Annotated in this window: 18 protein-coding genes and 3 tRNA genes; 7 read left to right on the top strand and 14 right to left on the bottom strand. The window is 61.6% G+C overall.

Annotation, left to right across the window (positions count from 1 at the left end):
- Positions 1-19: 19 nt before the first annotated feature.
- The 9 genes from ABWL39_RS03955 to ABWL39_RS03915 all read right to left on the bottom strand — a co-directional run bounded on the left by ABWL39_RS03955 (position 20) and on the right by ABWL39_RS03915 (position 7,404).
- Positions 20-754 carry an EAL domain-containing protein gene (locus tag ABWL39_RS03955; protein ID WP_367787333.1) on the bottom strand — a complete coding sequence of 245 codons (735 nt, stop codon included), beginning with the start codon at positions 752-754 and terminating at the stop codon, positions 20-22.
- An 86-nt stretch (positions 755-840) separates the two neighbouring features.
- Entirely contained in the window at positions 841-2,115 is a 1,275-nt protein-coding gene (locus ABWL39_RS03950) for an O-acetylhomoserine aminocarboxypropyltransferase/cysteine synthase family protein (protein ID WP_367787331.1), read from the bottom strand.
- A 134-nt stretch (positions 2,116-2,249) separates the two neighbouring features.
- On the bottom strand, positions 2,250-3,254 hold the full coding sequence (locus ABWL39_RS03945; protein WP_367787329.1) for a sulfate ABC transporter substrate-binding protein: 1,005 nt from the start codon (positions 3,252-3,254) through the stop codon (positions 2,250-2,252).
- A 200-nt stretch (positions 3,255-3,454) separates the two neighbouring features.
- The gene (locus ABWL39_RS03940) at positions 3,455-4,831 is read right to left on the bottom strand and encodes a phosphomannomutase/phosphoglucomutase (protein ID WP_367787327.1); all 1,377 of its coding nucleotides are present in this window, start codon (positions 4,829-4,831) and stop codon (positions 3,455-3,457) included.
- 62 nt (positions 4,832-4,893) lie between these two features.
- Entirely contained in the window at positions 4,894-5,859 is a 966-nt protein-coding gene (locus ABWL39_RS03935) for a hydrolase (RefSeq protein WP_367787325.1), read from the bottom strand.
- 37 nt (positions 5,860-5,896) lie between these two features.
- Positions 5,897-6,940 carry a hypothetical protein gene (locus tag ABWL39_RS03930; protein WP_367787323.1) on the bottom strand — a complete coding sequence of 348 codons (1,044 nt, stop codon included), beginning with the start codon at positions 6,938-6,940 and terminating at the stop codon, positions 5,897-5,899.
- 184 nt (positions 6,941-7,124) lie between these two features.
- Positions 7,125-7,200, bottom strand: a tRNA-His gene (locus ABWL39_RS03925).
- A 12-nt stretch (positions 7,201-7,212) separates the two neighbouring features.
- Positions 7,213-7,289: transfer RNA gene (locus tag ABWL39_RS03920), tRNA-Arg, on the bottom strand.
- A 38-nt stretch (positions 7,290-7,327) separates the two neighbouring features.
- Positions 7,328-7,404, bottom strand: a tRNA-Pro gene (locus tag ABWL39_RS03915).
- Positions 7,405-7,566: 162 nt separating this feature from the next.
- On the opposite strand from ABWL39_RS03915, the gene folD reads away from it, so the two are divergent.
- Positions 7,567-8,421: a bifunctional methylenetetrahydrofolate dehydrogenase/methenyltetrahydrofolate cyclohydrolase FolD gene (folD, locus tag ABWL39_RS03910; RefSeq protein ID WP_367787321.1), complete on the top strand. Its 855-nt coding sequence runs from the start codon at positions 7,567-7,569 to the stop codon at positions 8,419-8,421.
- Between the two features lie 142 nt (positions 8,422-8,563).
- On the top strand, positions 8,564-10,021 hold the full coding sequence (locus ABWL39_RS03905) for a DNA recombination protein RmuC (RefSeq protein WP_367787319.1): 1,458 nt from the start codon (positions 8,564-8,566) through the stop codon (positions 10,019-10,021).
- Between the two features lie 146 nt (positions 10,022-10,167).
- Here the strand turns inward: ABWL39_RS03905 and ABWL39_RS03900 are convergent, their stop codons facing one another.
- Together ABWL39_RS03900 and ABWL39_RS03895 are read right to left on the bottom strand one after the other, a co-directional pair.
- Positions 10,168-10,698, bottom strand: a complete 531-nt coding sequence (locus tag ABWL39_RS03900; protein ID WP_367787317.1) for a hypothetical protein — start codon at positions 10,696-10,698, stop codon at positions 10,168-10,170.
- A 177-nt stretch (positions 10,699-10,875) separates the two neighbouring features.
- Positions 10,876-11,502 (bottom strand): TetR/AcrR family transcriptional regulator, encoded by a 627-nt coding sequence (locus ABWL39_RS03895; RefSeq protein ID WP_367787315.1) that lies wholly within the window; start codon positions 11,500-11,502, stop codon positions 10,876-10,878.
- A 190-nt stretch (positions 11,503-11,692) separates the two neighbouring features.
- On the opposite strand from ABWL39_RS03895, the gene moaD reads away from it, so the two are divergent.
- The 5 genes from moaD (at position 11,693) to ABWL39_RS03870 (ending at position 14,596) form a co-directional block, all read left to right on the top strand.
- Complete coding sequence (gene moaD / locus ABWL39_RS03890) at positions 11,693-11,950, top strand: molybdopterin converting factor subunit 1 (RefSeq protein ID WP_367787314.1); 258 nt, start codon at positions 11,693-11,695, stop codon at positions 11,948-11,950.
- A 1-nt stretch (position 11,951) separates the two neighbouring features.
- Entirely contained in the window at positions 11,952-12,401 is a 450-nt protein-coding gene (gene moaE, locus ABWL39_RS03885) for a molybdopterin synthase catalytic subunit MoaE (RefSeq protein ID WP_367787312.1), read from the top strand.
- A 127-nt stretch (positions 12,402-12,528) separates the two neighbouring features.
- Entirely contained in the window at positions 12,529-12,771 is a 243-nt protein-coding gene (locus ABWL39_RS03880; protein WP_367787311.1) for a MoaD/ThiS family protein, read from the top strand.
- 3 nt (positions 12,772-12,774) lie between these two features.
- Positions 12,775-13,869, top strand: a complete 1,095-nt coding sequence (locus ABWL39_RS03875; RefSeq protein ID WP_367787310.1) for a WD40/YVTN/BNR-like repeat-containing protein — start codon at positions 12,775-12,777, stop codon at positions 13,867-13,869.
- Between the two features lie 124 nt (positions 13,870-13,993).
- Positions 13,994-14,596, top strand: coding sequence for a peroxiredoxin (locus ABWL39_RS03870; protein ID WP_367787308.1), 603 nt, complete (start codon positions 13,994-13,996; stop codon positions 14,594-14,596).
- A 72-nt stretch (positions 14,597-14,668) separates the two neighbouring features.
- Here ABWL39_RS03870 and ABWL39_RS03865 read toward each other — a convergent pair whose 3' ends face one another.
- From ABWL39_RS03865 to ABWL39_RS03855, 3 genes are all read right to left on the bottom strand, one after another.
- The gene (locus ABWL39_RS03865) at positions 14,669-15,220 is read right to left on the bottom strand and encodes a hypothetical protein (protein ID WP_367787306.1); all 552 of its coding nucleotides are present in this window, start codon (positions 15,218-15,220) and stop codon (positions 14,669-14,671) included.
- A 168-nt stretch (positions 15,221-15,388) separates the two neighbouring features.
- The gene (maiA, locus tag ABWL39_RS03860) at positions 15,389-16,033 is read right to left on the bottom strand and encodes a maleylacetoacetate isomerase (protein ID WP_367787305.1); all 645 of its coding nucleotides are present in this window, start codon (positions 16,031-16,033) and stop codon (positions 15,389-15,391) included.
- A gap of 53 nt (positions 16,034-16,086) precedes the next feature.
- Entirely contained in the window at positions 16,087-17,085 is a 999-nt protein-coding gene (locus ABWL39_RS03855) for a fumarylacetoacetate hydrolase family protein (protein ID WP_367787303.1), read from the bottom strand.
- Positions 17,086-17,097 lie beyond the last annotated feature (12 nt).

Below are 17,097 nucleotides of genomic sequence, written 5' to 3'. Positions count from 1 at the left end.
TATGGCAAGCACCTTGCCCCTACCTGCTTGCCATCGCCGTCGGCCGCTCCACATGGTGGGCGCGGTCCATGACGGTGGCGACGGGTTCCACGCCCAGTCCCTGTGCCACGCGCGTTGCCTGCTCTAGCCCCGCTTGCGTCGCAGAGGCCGCCTGCCACTTGATGAAATCAGGCTGTGTGTCGCCAAGGGCCGCCAGCCAGCCGAGATCGTCTCCTTGCTGTTCGACGGCCACGCCATACCCGCATGATCGATAGTTGCGGATCACCCTGCCCAGCAAGGCCACGTCTTCCCGCGCACGCGGCGGCAGCTGGATCACCACGCGCCCGGTCGCGATGTCGAACTGCTGCAATATCCGTTCAAAAAAGCGCCCATGATCGCTTTTTACCGTCTCAAGCAGGCGTTGCTGCACGCTCAGGAACAGGCGCCCAGGGCCTTGCTGGATGGCAAAGTAGTTGAGCGCGTGCAGCGTGCGCACCATGCGGTCGAGGCTGACCAGGCCGCTGTTGTCGAGGGCGAGCGCGAACAGGCGTGCAGCCTCGATCTGGCCGCCGTCCGGCGCATGACATTCGACCGTGCTGTCATGGCCGATCGCCACGCCATCATGCAGCCGCACGATGGGCTGAAAGCGGCTTTCCAGCTGGTATTTGAAGAATGAGCCGATCACCCGGTTGTCCGCCAGCTGGCCTAGCGGGAAGGCCAGAAAGTGTTCGCCGTAGACACGGTCGATGCAATCCGCGATCTTGCTGGTTTCCATCTGCTGCTTCCTTCCGTGTTGCCTCGTCCAAATAAAAAGGCAGCGCCCCAGGGAGCGCTGCCGTTTGCGTTACCGCTGCGATGTGATCAGCTGGCCGCGGCGAGCGCCTGATTGATGTCGTCGAACAGGTCATCGATGTGCTCGATGCCGATCGACAGGCGGATCATGTCTTCGCGAACCCCCGCGCGCTCGAGCTCAGCGGGTGACAGCTGGCGATGCGTCGTGCTGGCCGGGTGACACGCGAGCGACTTGGCGTCACCGATGTTCACCAGCCGCGTGATCAGCTGCAGCGCATCGATGAAGCGCCCACCGGCATCACGCCCGCCCTTGATGCCGAAACTCAGCACGCCGGAAGCCTTGCCGCCAAGGTAGCGGTCGACCAGCGGCTTGGTCGGGCTGTTGTCGAGCGCCGCATATTGCACCCACTCCACCTTCTCGTGGTTCTGCAGGTGCTTGGCAATGGCCAGGGTATTGTCGTTGATGCGATCCATGCGCAGAGCCAGCGTCTCGATGCCTTGCAGGATCAGGAAGCTGTTGAACGGGCTCAGCGCCGCACCCATATTGCGCAGCGGCACGACGCGCGCACGGCCGATATAGGCTGCAGCGCCCAACGCCTCGGTGTAGACCACGCCGTGGTAGCTGACATCCGGCTCGTTGAGGCGCTTGAAGCGTTCCTTGTGCTCAGCCCAGGGGAACTTGCCCGAATCGACGATCGCACCGCCGATGCTGTTGCCGTGGCCACCCAGGTATTTGGTCAGTGAGTGCACCACGATGTCGGCACCGTGTTCGAACGGGCGGCACAGGTAAGGCGTGGCGACGGTGTTGTCGACGATCAGCGGTACGCCATGGCGATGCGCGATCTCGGCCAGTGCACCGATGTCGATCACATTGCCGAGCGGGTTGCCTATCGATTCGATGTACAGCGCCTTGGTGCGCTCGTCGATCAGCTTCTCGAAGCTGGTTGGATCGCGGTAGTCGGCAAAGCGCGTGGTGATGCCATATTGCGGCAGGGTATGCGCGAACAGGTTATAGGTGCCGCCATACAGGGTGCTGCTCGAGATGATGTTGTCGCCGGCCTCGGCGATCGTCAGGACCGCGTAGGTGATCGCCGCCTGCCCGGATGCCAGCGCCAGCGCGCCCACACCACCTTCCAGCTCGGCCAGGCGTTTTTCCAGCACATCGGTGGTCGGGTTCATGATGCGGGTGTAGATGTTACCCTGCACCTTGAGGTCGAACAGGTCGGCGCCGTGCTGCGTGCTGTCGAAAGCATAGCTGGTGGTCTGGTAGATCGGCACGGCGACGGCCTTGGTGGTCGGGTCGGGGCTGTAGCCGCCGTGTACAGCGATGGTTTCCAGGCGCATATCTTTTGTCTCCTTTGTCATGGTCGGTGTTGGGCGGGCGGGCCCGCCCAAGCGGCGATCATAGCTGCTTTCCGGGGCGGCGTGATTGATCGCGCGCAAGGCGGGGTGCGGTCTGACGCGATCTCCCGCGGGCTTTATCGGATGCCGTAGATCTGATCGAACAGGCCACCGTCGGCGAAGTGTGTCTTCTGCGTCTTTTGCCAGCCGCCAAAAACCTCGTCGATCTTGAACAGATTGACCTTGGGGAATTGCTTGGCGTACTTGTCGGCCACCTTTGCATCGATCGGGCGATAGTAGCTCTGCGCAGCGATTTCCTGGCCTTGTGGGCTATACAGGTATTCGAGATAGGCCTGCGCTACCTTGGTCGTGCCGTGCTTCGCCGCGTTCTTGTCGACAACGGCGACCGGCGGCTCGGCGAGGATCGACAGGGATGGCGCGACGATGTCGAATTTGTCCGGGCCGAGTTCCTTGACCGCCAGCAGGGCTTCATTTTCCCAGGCCAGCAGCACGTCGCCGATGCCGCGTTCGACGAAGGTCGTCGTGGCACCGCGGGCGCCGGAGTCGAGCACGGGCACATTCTTGTACAGGCGCTGCACGAAATCCTTGGCGCGGGCCTCGTTGCCGCCCGGCTGTTTCAGCGCGTAGCCCCAGGCCGCCAGGTAATTCCAGCGTGCACCGCCCGAGGTCTTGGGATTGGGCGTGATCACTTGCGTACCGGGTTTCACCAGGTCGCCCCAGTCCTTGATCTGCTTGGGATTGCCCTTGCGCACCAGGAATACGATGGTCGAGGTATAGGGCGAAGCGTTGTGCGGCAGGCGTTTTTGCCAGGCAGGGTCGAGCAGTTTGGCCCTTTCCGCGATCTCGTCGATGTCGTAGGCCAGGGCGAGGGTGACGACATCGGCCTCGAGCCCGTCGATGACGGCACGCCCCTGCTTGCCGGAGCCGCCGTGCGATGCCTTGACCGATACGTTGTCGCCGGTCTTCTGCTTGTAGTAGGCGGAGAAGGCCTTGTCGAAATCCTGATACAGCTCGCGGGTCGGGTCGTAGGAGACATTCAGCAGATTGATATCAGCCGCGAACGAGGGCAGGGCAACTGCCGCAGCGATGGCCAGCGTGGCCAGTTGGGTGGTAAAGCGCATGGTTGTCCTCTCTGAGTGATGATTGGCTGGCCTGGTATGGGTGACTCGGAGAGGAGTGTAAGCTGGCTAAAATATAACTAAAAATAATAAAAAATAATTTTGTTATTTCTTTTATTTATTTTGAAAGATGACTGGTTGGCGAGCGTACACGAAAAGAAACGGGCCGCATCGCGGCCCGTTTCTGCTGAGCGTCACCGTGTTCAGAACGGCAGCTCGACTTCCGGTGCGGCATCGAGAATCACACGGCGGAAGTCGTTCTTGATCGCTTCCAGTGCATTCTCGTCGTCCGCCTCGAAGCGCAGCACGATGACCGGCGTGGTGTTCGAGGCGCGCGCCAGGCCAAAGCCATTCTTGTATTCCACGCGCAGGCCGTCGAGCGTGATCACTTCCTTGGGCTTGGTGAACTTGGCATCGCGCTGCAGCTTTTCGATCAGCGCGTAATGCTCGCCTTCCTTCATCTTGATGTTGAGTTCCGGCGTGCTGACGGCATTCGGCAGGTTGTTGAGGACTTCGCTCGGGTCTTCCACCTGGCTCAGGATCTCCAGCAGGCGCGCACCGGCGTACATGCCGTCGTCGAAGCCGAACCAGCGCTCCTTGAAGAACACGTGGCCGCTCATCTCGCCCGCGAGCAGCGCGCCGGTTTCCTTCATCTTGGCCTTGATGAAGCTATGGCCGGTACGGCACATGATCGGCTCGCCACCGTTTTCCTCGATCCATGGCGTCAGGTTGCGTGTCGACTTGACGTCGAAGATGACCTTCGCACCCTTGTTGCGCGACAGCACGTCGCCGGCGAACAGCATGAGCTGGCGATCGGGGTAGATGATCTGCCCATCCTTGGTGACCACGCCCAGGCGGTCGCCATCACCGTCGAATGCCAGGCCCAGCTCGGCGTCGGTGGTGCTCAACGCGTGGATCAGGTCCTGCAGGTTCTTCGGTTGCGACGGGTCGGGGTGGTGATTGGGGAAGGTGCCGTCGACTTCGCAGAACAGCTCGCGCACGCGGCAGTTGAGGCGGCGGTACAGTACGGGCGCAAAGGCGCCGGCCACGCCGTTGCCGCAATCGACCACGATATTCATTGGGCGCGCCAGCTGCAGGTCGCCGACGATGCGGTTCAGGTAATCCTCGACGATATTGGCTTCACGGTACTGGCCTTCACCGTGATGCAAGTCGTTGTTTTCCAGGCGCTGCAGCAGATGCTGGATCGCCTCGCCAGCCAGCGTTTCCGTCCCCAGCATCATCTTCAGGCCGTTGTACTCGGGCGGGTTGTGGCTGCCGGTGACCATGACGCCCGAGTTGGTTTCGAGCTGGTAAGCGGCGAAATAGAGCATCGGGGTGGCGACGCGGCCGACGTCGATCACGTCAACGCCTGCTTTTTGAATACCCCGTGCCAGTGCTGCGGATAGTTCCGGGCCGGACAGGCGGCCGTCACGGCCGATGGCGATCGCCTTCTGCTTGCGATCGACGGCCTCCGAGCCGATGGCATGGCCGATAGCCTCGACGATCTCCGGTGTCAGGGTCTTGCCGACAATCCCGCGGATATCGTATGCCTTGAAAATTTCTTTAGGATAACTTGGCACGATTGGAACCTCCCGATATGACATTCGGGGGGGATTCTACCACCAATCATCAGGGCTCTCGGTTACAAATGGCGCCGGAAGTGGTTCTCCAGCCGGCTTGGAAGCCAGCCCAAATGACCGGGGAAAGTACCCGAGAGAAAGCCCACATGACCACCATGGAGAGGGAACTCGGTTTCCACGCTACGCGCCACTTCGCTGCGGGTCGGCAGGGCGGAGGCGGGCAGGAAGGGATCGTTCTGCGCATTGATCACCAGCGCCGGCACCTTGATCGCACGCAGCCATGGCTTGCTGCTCGAGCGTGCCCAATAGTCGTCCTTGCCCTTGAAACCATGCACGGGCGCCGTGAATGCGTCATCGAACTCGTGAAAGGTGGTGGCGTCGGTGACGCGCTTGTGGTCGGCCAGCGTGGGATAGGTGGCCAGCTTGGCGAGTGCCTTGGTCTTCAGCGTGCGCATGAACTCGCGGGTATAGATGTGCTTGTTCAAGCCCGCATCGAGTACCGGTCCGGCGGCAACCAGGTCCAGTGGCGCCGAGATCGCGGCTACCGCACTGACGACGTCGCGCGCTGCCTGCTCCTGCTCGCCGCTCCATTTGAGCAGCATATTGCCGCCCAGCGATACGCCCACCGCCACGATCGGTGCGCCATTGTTGTGCTGGCGCAGGCGTCGCAGTATCCAGTCGACCTCGGCCGAATCGCCGGCATGGTAGGCGCGCGGCAGCAGGTTCAGTTCGCCGCTGCAGCCGCGAAAGTGTGGCACGACACCGCGCCAGCCCAACTGCTCGATGTGGCGCATCAGCGTCAGCGCGTAATGGCTCTGGGACGAGCCCTCCAGCCCATGAAACAGGACGACGAGCGGCGCGTCGGCCGGCCCGTCGAGCCAGTCGAGGTCGATGAAGTCCTGATCTGGCGTGATCCAGCGCTCGCGGCGGTAGGTAACGCCCTGCTGGGCACGCCAGAATGCCGGCACGATGGTCTGCAGATGCCCGCCGGGTAGCCAGCGGGGGGCATGGTAAGCGTGTGTGGTCATGCAGCGATTGTGTGCCGCCGCTGCATCCCGGGCAAGACTATTTGGCCGCCGTCTGGATGGCATCGCTTCCCGACTGCACACGGAAGGCGATGCTGGCACCGGGGCTCGGCACCTTGACCGGCGCCTGGGAGGCGATGCGGACTCGCTTCTGGAATTCCTCCAGATCACCGCTGGCCGCTTCGCGGACCGGGTCGGCCTGCGAACGGTTGATGTTTTCCCAGCGGATCGCGACGATCTGCTTGGGCTGGACATTGCGCAGGATGCTGAACGGATAGGTGTCGACCTTGTTGAAGCCCGTCACCGCCATCAGCGCGACATCGACAGGCGCCTGATCCTGCTTGTCGAAGTCGGGCAGATAGCCCATGCCCTGATGCGAGACGGCATCCTGATAATAGGCACGGAAGGCGATGCCGCCGTCCTGGTTCAGGAAGTCGATCACGTAGGCGAAGATTTCGCCTTCGGGATAGCTGCGTGGCAGGCGTGGCATGCTGCTCAGGTCGTCCGTCAGTTTTCCGCCGGCCAGCATCGATTGCCCCGAGGCTGCCGATGCCTGGTCGGTGTCGATGGCCATGAAGCGGATGTGGCGGTTCTTGGTATAGACCCATTCGCCCGGCACCGAGCCGGTGGCAGCCATCTCGTTCAGCGAAACCAGGCGGGATTTCTCGAATACCGGTGCCAGCAGGTGCTTGGTGGTTTCGCCGCCATAGATGACGGCATTGGGCGCCCGCGAATCGGCGATGTAGGGCAGATCCATCGTGCGGTAGAAGTGCGAGCCGGGTACCAGAATGGCTTCCAGGTTGTTGACGTCGTCGGGCAGGCCGTTATCGATGCGGTCGAACTTCGAGCGCGTGGGCAACAGCTGTTGCAAGGGGGTGATGTTGCTGAAGTAGGGGGCTGTCATGACCATGTCGTCGCCGCGCTTCAGCAGCACGCCGCCGCCGCCGAGGTATTTGACTTCGACCTGATCCTTGTACTGAACCGTTGCGGGCCCCTTGACAAGCTTTTGATTCTTGGGGGCCGTCGAACACGCGACTACACTTGCTGCGACACACGCGACCAGCATCCATTTCAACAACTTCATATCGGTTCCCCTCAGTGCCATCGCCACGAACGAAGTAGAGCAAAGGCTTTAATTTCTCTGCGCATGGTAATGGATTCAAAATCTTGGAGCAACCGCCATGACAAGCGATTGGATGGGGAGGGGGCTGTGGACCCATAAAGCAAAAGCGCCAGTTCTTGCGAACTGGCGCTTTTGCTTTACAGCTTGGGGTGGATGATGGGGATCGAACCCACGACAGCCGGAATCACAATCCGGTACTCTACCAACTGAGCTACATCCACCACTGAAACTATTGGCCTGCCCGACAGGAATCGAACCTGTAACCTACGGCTTAGAAGGCCGTTGCTCTATCCAGTTGAGCTACGGGCAGACTGCCGGGCGAACCCTTAAAACTTTACATATTATGCTTGGTCGGGGCGGTGGGATTCGAACTCACGACCCCCTGGTCCCAAACCAGGTGCGCTACCAGACTGCGCTACGCCCCGCCGAAGAAGGCCGGACTATACGCAAGTTTTTTTTAAGCGTCAACAACACTTGAGGCAAATATCTCAAAAATGAGAAAATTGCGTTTTTCGCAGCCACGCCGCCACAGTCCGAGTTCGGCGGCGGCCATTCTGGCTGTGGGTCAATCGATGGAAACCATATAAATGACAGCAAACATCATCAGTGGCAAGGCCGTTTCCGAGCAGATTCTGGGTAGCGTGGCAGAGCGTGTCAAGGCCAGGCTGGCAGCAGGCAAGCGCGCGCCGACCCTGGCCGTGATCCTGGTGGGGCAGGATCCGGCCTCGACCATCTACGTTCGCAACAAGCGGCTGAAATGCGAGGCCACCGGCATTCGTTCGCTGTCTTATGATCTGCCCGATACCACGAGCCAGGACGAGCTGATCGGCCTGGTCAGGAAACTCAACGACGACCCGACCGTTGACGGCATTCTGGTCCAGCTCCCGCTCCCCAAGCACCTCGACGCCGAGGCGGTGATCGAGACCATCCACCCCGAAAAGGATGTCGACGGCTTCCATCCCTACAATATCGGCCGCCTGGCGCTCAAGATGCCGCTGCTGCGCCCATGCACGCCACGCGGCGTGATGACGCTGCTCGAATCGACCGGTATCGAGCTCAAGGGCAAGCATGCCGTGGTCATCGGCGCCTCCAATATCGTGGGGCGTCCGCAGGCGCTGGAGTTGTTGCTGTCCCGCTGCACGGTGACGGTGTGCCATAGCGCGACCTACGATTTGCCCGACCTGGTGCGCCAGGCGGATATCGTGGTGGCCGGGGTCGGCCGTCCGCACTTCGTCAAGGCTGAATGGCTCAAGCCCGGTGCGATCGTCATCGACGTCGGCATCAACCGCCTCGACGATGGCAAGGTGGTCGGTGACGTCGATTTCGAGGCGGCCAAGGAAGTGGCCGGCCACATCACGCCGGTACCGGGGGGCGTTGGCCTGATGACCGTTGCCACGTTGCTGCAAAACACGGTCGACGCCTGCGATCGCCTGGCCCCCTGATTTGCTCGCAAGGGCAGGCCAGACTGGCTTCTGGCCTGCCCTTATCCCATTTGCCGCATAAGCGCGCGCCCGCTGTTGCACTGCGATATACTGGATTTTCATCTATCCCATTGGGATAGGCATTCCCCCTTTGGAAGTCGTCATGATCGAAATTCTGTTCGGCATTGCTACGCTGTTCATTCTGGTTGCTGCTTTCGTGGTCGTGTCGCGACTGCGCTTTCTGACCGACTCCCAAGAGTCGCTGGCAGTGGGGGTGATGCAGTCGCTCGAGGAAAAGCATCGCGCCATGCTGGGGGACATGCACCAGGCACTGGGTGAATTCGCCGACCGGCTGACGCGCACCGATGTCGACAACAACGACCGGCTGCGCAGCGCGATGACCGAATCGTTCGAGCGCCTGCGCGGTGTCGTGGTCAGTGAGCTGCAACTGGCGCGCAGCACGATGCAGTCGCTGCAGCAAAGCCAGTCCGAACAGCTGGCCGCCAACCGCGAGCAGCTGCTGAAACAGCTTGGTGAATTCTCTCAAGCACTGAGCAGCAAGCAGGACGGCCTGCGCGAGGAGCTGCTGACCCGCCTGCATGAAACGCTGGCCGAGCAGGGCAAGCTGCAGCAGGAGCTGGTGCAGGGCACGATGCGGCTGACCACCGAGCAGCTGACCAAAGCCGTCGATTCGCTGACCCAAGTCGTCGATCAGCGCCTGGAGCTGATTTCCGGCAAGGTGACGGAGCGGCTGGACGAGGGCTTCAAGAAGACCAATGAAACCTTCGCCAACGTCATGGCGCGGCTCGCGGTCATTGACGAAGCGCAGAAGAAGATCGACGGGCTGACCACCAATGTGGTGAGCCTGCAGGAGCTGCTCGGCGACAAGCGCTCACGCGGCGCGTTTGGCGAGGTGCAGCTTGAAGCGCTGGTGGCCAATATTTTGCCGGCACAGTTCTATCGTGTGCAGGCCACCCTGGGCAACGGCACGAGGGCTGACTGCGTGCTCAACCTGCCGGAGCCGACCGGCACCGTCGCCATCGATTCGAAGTTTCCCCTGGAAAACTACCATCGCATGTTCGCGAGCCCCTATGGCTCCCCCGAACGGCTGGCGGCCGAGAAGCTGTTCAAGGCGGATGTGAAGCGCCATATCGACGCGATCGGCGAGAAATATATCGTGCCGGGCGAGACATCGGACGGCGCGGTGATGTTCGTTCCGGCCGAAGCGGTGTTTGCCGAGATTCATGCCTATCACCCCGAGCTGGTGCAGCATGCGCTGCAGAAGCGAGTGTGGATCGTCTCACCGACGACCATGATGGCCGTGCTCAACACGGCCCGCGCGGTGATCAAGGATGTCGAGACACGGCGCCAGGTGCACATCATCAAGGATGCGCTGGGCAAGCTCGGCACGGAATTCAAGCGCTTCGACCTGCGCATGCGCAAGTTGGCCGACCATATCCGCATGGCGCATCAGGATGCGGAAGATGTGCAGATCACCAGCCAGAAGATTTCGCGTCGCTTCGAGGAAATCGAGCAGGTGCGCATCGAGGGGCCGCTGGAGGCTGCGCCGCTGCTCGAAGACGGGCTGGTGTCAGGGACCGAGGCGGTGTCTGTCGCTTAACCGTTCGGGCCGGCTACCGCCCGCTATTGCCTGGCAGGTGTGAGGAGGCCGGCAGGAAAGCATTCGGTATGGTAGAGCCCGGCCGCCCCTTATGAAACGGGCCTGGCAGGGATGGATCGCGGAAGGATTTCTCTTCGCCGCCCGGTTCAGCGTTCATTGGCGCGCCAGGCGCCGTGCGGGAGCTCGATGCCATGTGCCTGGATGACCACGCGCAGGATGTGAGCGGGGTTGATCAATACCACGCCCCCATCCGGGTGCTGGACCTCGACGACCGGTAGCTGCAGGTGCTGATGGATGGCCGTGTAGCGCTCGGCTGGCGGGCGTTGCTCCAGGTTGTCGTAAGCGATGTAGAGATTGTCGCCGTCGGCGAGATCGTAACGGACATGTACGCGCTGATCGGCCAGGGTGCCCAGCGGCGGGGCCGCCAGCATATGCGAGTGCTGCACCCGCTCGACCATCTGCAGCTGATTGGGTGGCGTGGTGACGAGATCGATGCGGCTGATGTTGCGGCTACGGAACATGCTGATGGAGCGTCCGTCGCCCACGACCAGCAACGGGTCCTCGAATAGCCGGTTGGGTTGCAGCTTGGTCAGCCAGTCCTGGGCGATGGCTTCGTCGGCCTGGTTGAAACGGCTGACTCGCCCCGAGATATGGTAGATCGACACATTGACGGACATCTTGCCTTCCTCCTGTTGCCTGCGCGGCGGGTGTCATGCCTTCATCATAGTCGTCCTGGAGGCGGAATTCTAAGAACCTATTTTTCATCCGGGCCCACACGGGCTCGTGCCGGTAGCGACAAAAAGAACGCCCCGCGTGAGGCGGGGCGTGTCGTCGATTACCGGGCAGGCTGGGGGCTATTTGTAGCGCGCCTCGATTTCCGCGAAGAGCGGGCGGAACATCGCCTGCACGTGCGGCTTGAATAGTGCCAGCACCTGGCGGATGCCACGGCGGCCCATCTCCTCGGTGATCGCGCCGCCGGGATTGGATGCCTGTTGAAAGGCAAACCAGAACTTGATGATCAGCCAGCAATTGATGACCAGCGAATCGATTTCCTCCGCGTCAGTCGCCAGCAGGCCAATGGAGCTGAATTCACCGAACAGCTTGGTGAGGATCGCGATGATGTCCTCGCGCACGAATTTCTGGTAGCTCTCGGCGAACTTGTCGTTGCGCGACAGCAGGCCGGGCAGGTCATAGAACATGAAACGAAAGCGCCACATGCCGATGAAGGCTGTGTCGAGGTAGTTGATCATGTCCTCCACCACGATGGGGCGGTCCACCGGGACGGCGAGGCGGGTTTCCATGAACTGTCGGTACTGGAGGAAGATCTGATAAATGATCTCCTCCTTGTTGCGGAAGTGGTAGTACAGGTTGCCCGGGCTGATGCCGAGGTGGGCCGCAATATGGTTGGTCGTGATCGAGCGCTCGCCGTGTTCGTTAAACAGTTCCAGGCTTGCTTGTATAATCCGGTCGTAGGTTTTCATTGGCGGGCTCGTAACTCGATATGGGGGCGGCTTTTTGAGCCTTTCTCCCTATTATATTAGACTATTAACTCTTGCTGCAAAGCAACAATCACCATTTTTGTGCCTGGGTTTTCCCTAGTATTCCGGGGGTTAGCGCCGAAACTTCAAGCGCCGTCAATCTTTTTAAAGTAAAAAATTTAGAGTATCTGCTATGCAATGCCACTTGCTTTACTTTGCGCGACTGCGCGAAGTGTTCGGAACGTCCGCCGAGTCGCTGGAACTGCCCGACGAGGCCGCCAATGTCGCCGCCTTGCTCGACCTGCTGCGAGCGCGGGGCGGGGTGTGGTCAGACGAATTGGCGTCGGGGCGGTCCTTCCGGGTTGCCGTCAATCAGGACATGGTCGGCGCTGACGCGCCGCTGAAGGCGGGCGACGAGGTTGCCATCTTCCCGCCTGTCACCGGGGGCTGAGATGGATATCCGGGTACAGACGCAGGATTTCGATGTCACCGAGGAAATGCGCTCGCTCAGGGCAGGTAATCCGGCCATCGGTGCGGTGGCGACGTTTGTTGGCCTGGTGCGTGACGTCAACGACGGCAGCCGTGTTGGCGGCATGACGCTTGAACACTATCCCGGCATGACCGAAAAGGCGCTGCGCCAGATCGCTGAGCAGGCCTGCTCGCGCTGGGCGCTGCTTGGCGTGACGGTGATCCACCGTGTTGGGCCACTTGCGCCGATGGATCAGATCGTGTTCGTCGGCGTGGCCAGCGCGCACCGGGGCGAGGCGTTTGCCGCCTGCGAATTCATCATGGACTATCTCAAGACCCAGGCGCCGTTCTGGAAAAAGGAAAACACCCCGGACGGCGAGCGTTGGGTCGATGCGCGAGAGGCGGACGACAGCGCTGCGGCGCGCTGGGGTTGAGCGGCACGCCCACCGTAGGCCGCGGTGGACAAGGGGCGAGCCCGCCGTGGGCGCAATCGGGAATCCGGGTCTATATTGAATCCAGTCAGGCCGTTCGCCCATACCCACCATTTCCTTTACCCGTCATTTGAGCCAGATTGCGCCGGTATCCCCTGTCGAGGTGAGCGGTGGCACCCTGGCCGCCGTATTTGACGCGGTATTCTCTCGTTACCCGCAAGCCAGAGGCTATGTGCCGGACGAGCATGGTCGGGTGCGCAGGCACATCGCCGTGTTCGTGGATGGCCGGCAGATCGAGGATCGCCGCCGGCTCGACATGACCGTCGCGGCGGCTAGCGACATATTCGTCATGAAGGCTCTATCTGGAGGGTAGCCCATGTCCCAGCGCCTACTGGTTGGCACGCGCAAAGGTTTATTCGTATTCGAGCCCCAGGCTGCTTCCCGTCAATGGAATCTGGTCCGTCACGAATTTGCCGGTATTCCGGTGACGGCGGTGCTCGACGACCAGCGTTCCGGCCATTGGTTCGTTGGGTTGCGCCACGGGCATTTCGGCGCAAAGCTGCATCGCTCGGTCGATGGCGGGCTGCACTGGCAGGAGGAAGAATGCCCGGCCTTTCCGCCGGAGGCCGCTGCCAAGGCCGACGGTAGCCTGCCGGCGGTGGATACGATATGGTCTCTCGCCGCAGCCGGGCCCGACATGCCCGGTGTGTTGCTGGCCGGCACCATTCCGGCGGCCTTGTTCATTTCCAACGACGACGGCGCGAGCTGGGGGCTGGTCGAATCGCTGTGGGATCTGCCCGAACGCGCCAACTGGCTCGGTGGCGGCACCGATAATCCGGGCCTGCATTCGATCTGCATCGATCCGAGGGATAGCGACCGCGTCAGCGTCGGGATTTCCAGCGGTGGCGTGTGGCGCAGCGAAGACGGCTGCGCAAGCTGGCGCAGTGCGACACAGGGCATGGTGGCGGCGTATATGCCGCCGGAACGCCAGGAGGACGCCTCGGTTCAGGACCCGCATCGTGTCGTGTCCTGCCCTGGTGTACCAGAAACCTTCTGGTGCCAGCATCGCAGTGGAATTTTTCGCTCCGGCAATGACCTCGCTTCGTGGGAGCAGCTGCATAGCGGGCTCTCCGACTTTGGTTTCGCGGTTGCCGTGCACCCCACCAACCCGGATATCGCCTGGTTCGTGCCGGCGCAGTCGGACGAATGCCAGATTCCGCAAGGCGGTGACTTCTACGTGATGCGCACGCGCGACGGCGGCAAGAGCTTCGAGAAGATCACCGCGGGCCTGCCGCCAGAGCCCGCCTATCATCTGATTGATCGGCATGCATTGGCCGTCAACGATGGTGGCCGCGTGCTCGCCTTCGGCTCGACGACTGGCTCGCTGTGGACTTCGTCCGACGAGGGCGGGAGCTGGCTCAGGGTATCCGCGGAACTCCCCCCCATTCTATGCATCACTTTCATCGAATAACCATATGCCTGAAAGGCTTATCTGGCGCGGCTTTGCGGGATAGTCCGATTTGACTTGGCCGCTACGCCACGGTAGATTCGGTCGCGCAATTTCCTCTCCCTACACACACCACTAGGAGACCACAATGGCTGTTCTCGTCAATAAAAAAGCCCCTGATTTCACCGCCGCTGCCGTACTGGGCAACGGCCAGATCGCCGATAACTACAACTTTACCGAGGCGACCAAGGGCAAGTACGCGGCTGTCTTCTTCTACCCGCTGGACTTCACCTTTGTCTGCCCGTCCGAGCTGATTGCGTTTGATCACCGCCTGGAAGAGTTCAAGAAGCGCAATGTCGAAGTGATCGGCGTGTCGATCGACAGCCAGTTCACCCACAGTGCATGGCGTAATACCCCGGTCGACAAGGGCGGTATCGGCCAGGTTGGCTACACGCTGGTGGCCGACATCAAGCACGACATCGCGCGTGCGTTCGACGTCGAGCATGCAGACGGCGTTGCGCTGCGTGGCACCTTCCTGATCGACAAGAACGGCGTGGTGCAACACCAGGTCGTCAACAACCTGCCGCTCGGCCGCGACATCGACGAGCTGCTGCGCGTGATCGATGCACTGCAGTTCACCGAAGAGCACGGTGAAGTGTGCCCGGCAGGCTGGAACAAGGGCAAGGCTGGCATGAAGGCCGATGCCGCGGGTGTTGCTGCCTACCTGGCGGAGCACTCGAAAGAGCTGTAATCCCGACCCGATCGGCACAAAAAACCCGGAAGCGATTCCGGGTTTTTTTGTTTGCATGGGTGTGCGCTGCGATCAGCCGGCTAGGCACAGCTGTCCCAGATAGGTGCCCCATTGGCCGATATAGTTGCCCAGTGCATAGATATAGCCGGTCGCACCGGCGTATTTGCCCGTACCCCCGGTAATGACGGCTTGCTCTGCCGTGCCGCTGGACGACACCACGCCTGCATCGGCGGAGTAGAGGTTGCCTGCGGCTGTCCGGATCACGGTCCGGCCGGTGATGAATCGACGCGTAAACGGGACGGGGCTGCCATCGGGAATCGGCTGCACATTGTTTTCGATTGCGCCGCTGGGCATGGCGGTATGCCCTTGGTCGACACCGAACACGGTTTCGCTGGTGAGGCCCGCATATCCGCTGCCCAAGCCCGTGATGCGTGCTTTGAAGCAGGTCCCCGGTGCGCCCAGATAGGCGTTGCCAGGGTAGGCGGTGGTGATGGTGCAGGTGGCGTCCGCGTCCAGCCTGATCAGCCCCAGCAGGGCCTGACAGTTGTTGGCTGCATAGGTTTGAAGCGACAGGCTCGAGACAGAAATCAACAACAGGGTACGGGTGAAACTCGACATTTTCATGGTGGACGCTCAAGTGTGGACGACCATCACCCAACAGCAATAAAAATGCCAATTTAAAAAATCATAAAATAAACAAATTTATATATGTGATTGTTAATGTTATTTCTAGATTTGTGTAAAGAGATTCGACAGTCACGGGGTTGATCCGCCTCGACCAAGCCAAGTCCCTCATGCCGCATCGGGCTGCCGCTCGGGGGCCGCTTGTGCAAACGCCGGCAGCGCGCAACAGGCCGCGTCGACGTCGAGCAGCGTCGGATAGGGTGTCAAATCAATCGCATAGCGCCGCGCATTGTAGAGTTGAGGCACCAGACAGATGTCGGCCAGCGTGGGCGTATCGCCATGGCAGAAGCGGCCCGTCTCGGCGCTTTTCGCCAGCATGGTTTCCAGTGCCTGCAAGCCTGTTTCCATCCAGTGCCGATACCACTGATTCCTGGCATCGTCGGCGATATGGAGTTGATTGCCCAGATATTGCAACACCCTGAGATTGTTGAGCGGATGCATGTCGCAGGCGACGGTCAGCGCCAGGCTGCGCACCCGCGCCCGCCCCAGGGCATCGGGCGGCAGCAGCGGCGGTTGCGGATAGCGTTCTTCGAGATACTCGCAGATCGCCAGCGACTGCGTGATCGCCTGCCCGTCGTCGAGCAGGGTGGGGACCAGCTGGCTCGGGTTGAGCGCCTTGTAATCCTCGCGATGCTGCTCGCCGCCATCTCGCACCAGGTGTATGGCGTGCTGCTCGGCGGTGATGCCTTTCAGCCCGAGCACGATCCTAACGCGATAGGCGGCCGAAGAACGAAAATAGGTGTAGAGCTCCATGGGCAATCTTTCGAGTCTGATCTGCACGCCGCCGCGGGCCATCTGCCGCCGTGCTAGCCGTTGCCTGCTGCGGGGTAGGGGGCAACGGCCTGTTCGATCGAACCGAAAATCGATTGCCCGTCACGGCCGAACATCTCGATGCTGATCTGATCGCCGTAGTCCAGATAGGGCGTGGCCGGCTTGCCGCTGGCGAGAATCTCCAGCATGCGGCGTTCCACGATGCAGGCCGAGCCACGGCTGCGGTCGACATTGGAGATCGTGCCGGAGCCGATGATCGAGCCGGCACCGAGTTCGCGTGTCCTGGCGACGTGGGCGATCAGGCTTGCAAAGTTAAACACCATGTCCACGCCGCATTCTGGCTGCCCGAACGGCGCCCCGCGTACGGTCACGGTCAGCGGCAGGTGGACCTTGCAGCCCTGCCAGTCGGCGCCGAGTTCGTCCGGGGTGATGGCAACAGGCGAGAAGGCCGTGGCCGGCTTGGACTGGAAGAAGCCGAAACCCTTGGCGAGCTCCGCCGGGATCAGGTTGCGCAGCGTGACGTCGTTGACCAGCATCAGCAGGCGGATGGCCGACGCTGCCTGGCTGGTGCTGGCACCCATGGCGACGTCGCCGGTGATGACCGCGACTTCGCCCTCCAGGTCCACACCCCAAGTGGTGTCGCGCACGGTGATCGGGTCGCGCGGGCCGAGAAAGCTGTCCGAGCCACCCTGATACATCAGCGGGTCGGTCCAGAACTCGGGCGGCATCTCGGCGCCACGAGCCTTGCGCACCAGCTCCACGTGGTTGACGTAGGCCGAGCCATCGGCCCATTGATAGGCGCGCGGCAGGGGCGAGGCGCATTGCGCCGGGTCAAAATCGAACGCGCCGTCGGCGCGCTGCTCGTTCAGCGCAGCATAGACGGCGCGCAGGGGCGTTTCGCACTGCGCCCAGCCATCGAGTGCCGCCTGCAGGGTGGCGGCAATGGCGGGGACCGTCACTGCATGTTTCAGGTCACGGCTGACCACGACCAGCGTGCCGTCGCGGCCGCCGGCTTTGAGGGTTGCGAGTTTCAATCGGGTATCTCC

The organism is Chitinivorax sp. PXF-14 (assembly GCF_040812015.1).
Taxonomy (GTDB): Bacteria; Pseudomonadota; Gammaproteobacteria; order Burkholderiales; family SCOH01; genus JBFNXJ01.
The sequence above is the reverse complement of the archived record's forward strand: the minus strand, read 5'-3'. Positions and strand labels throughout refer to the sequence as shown.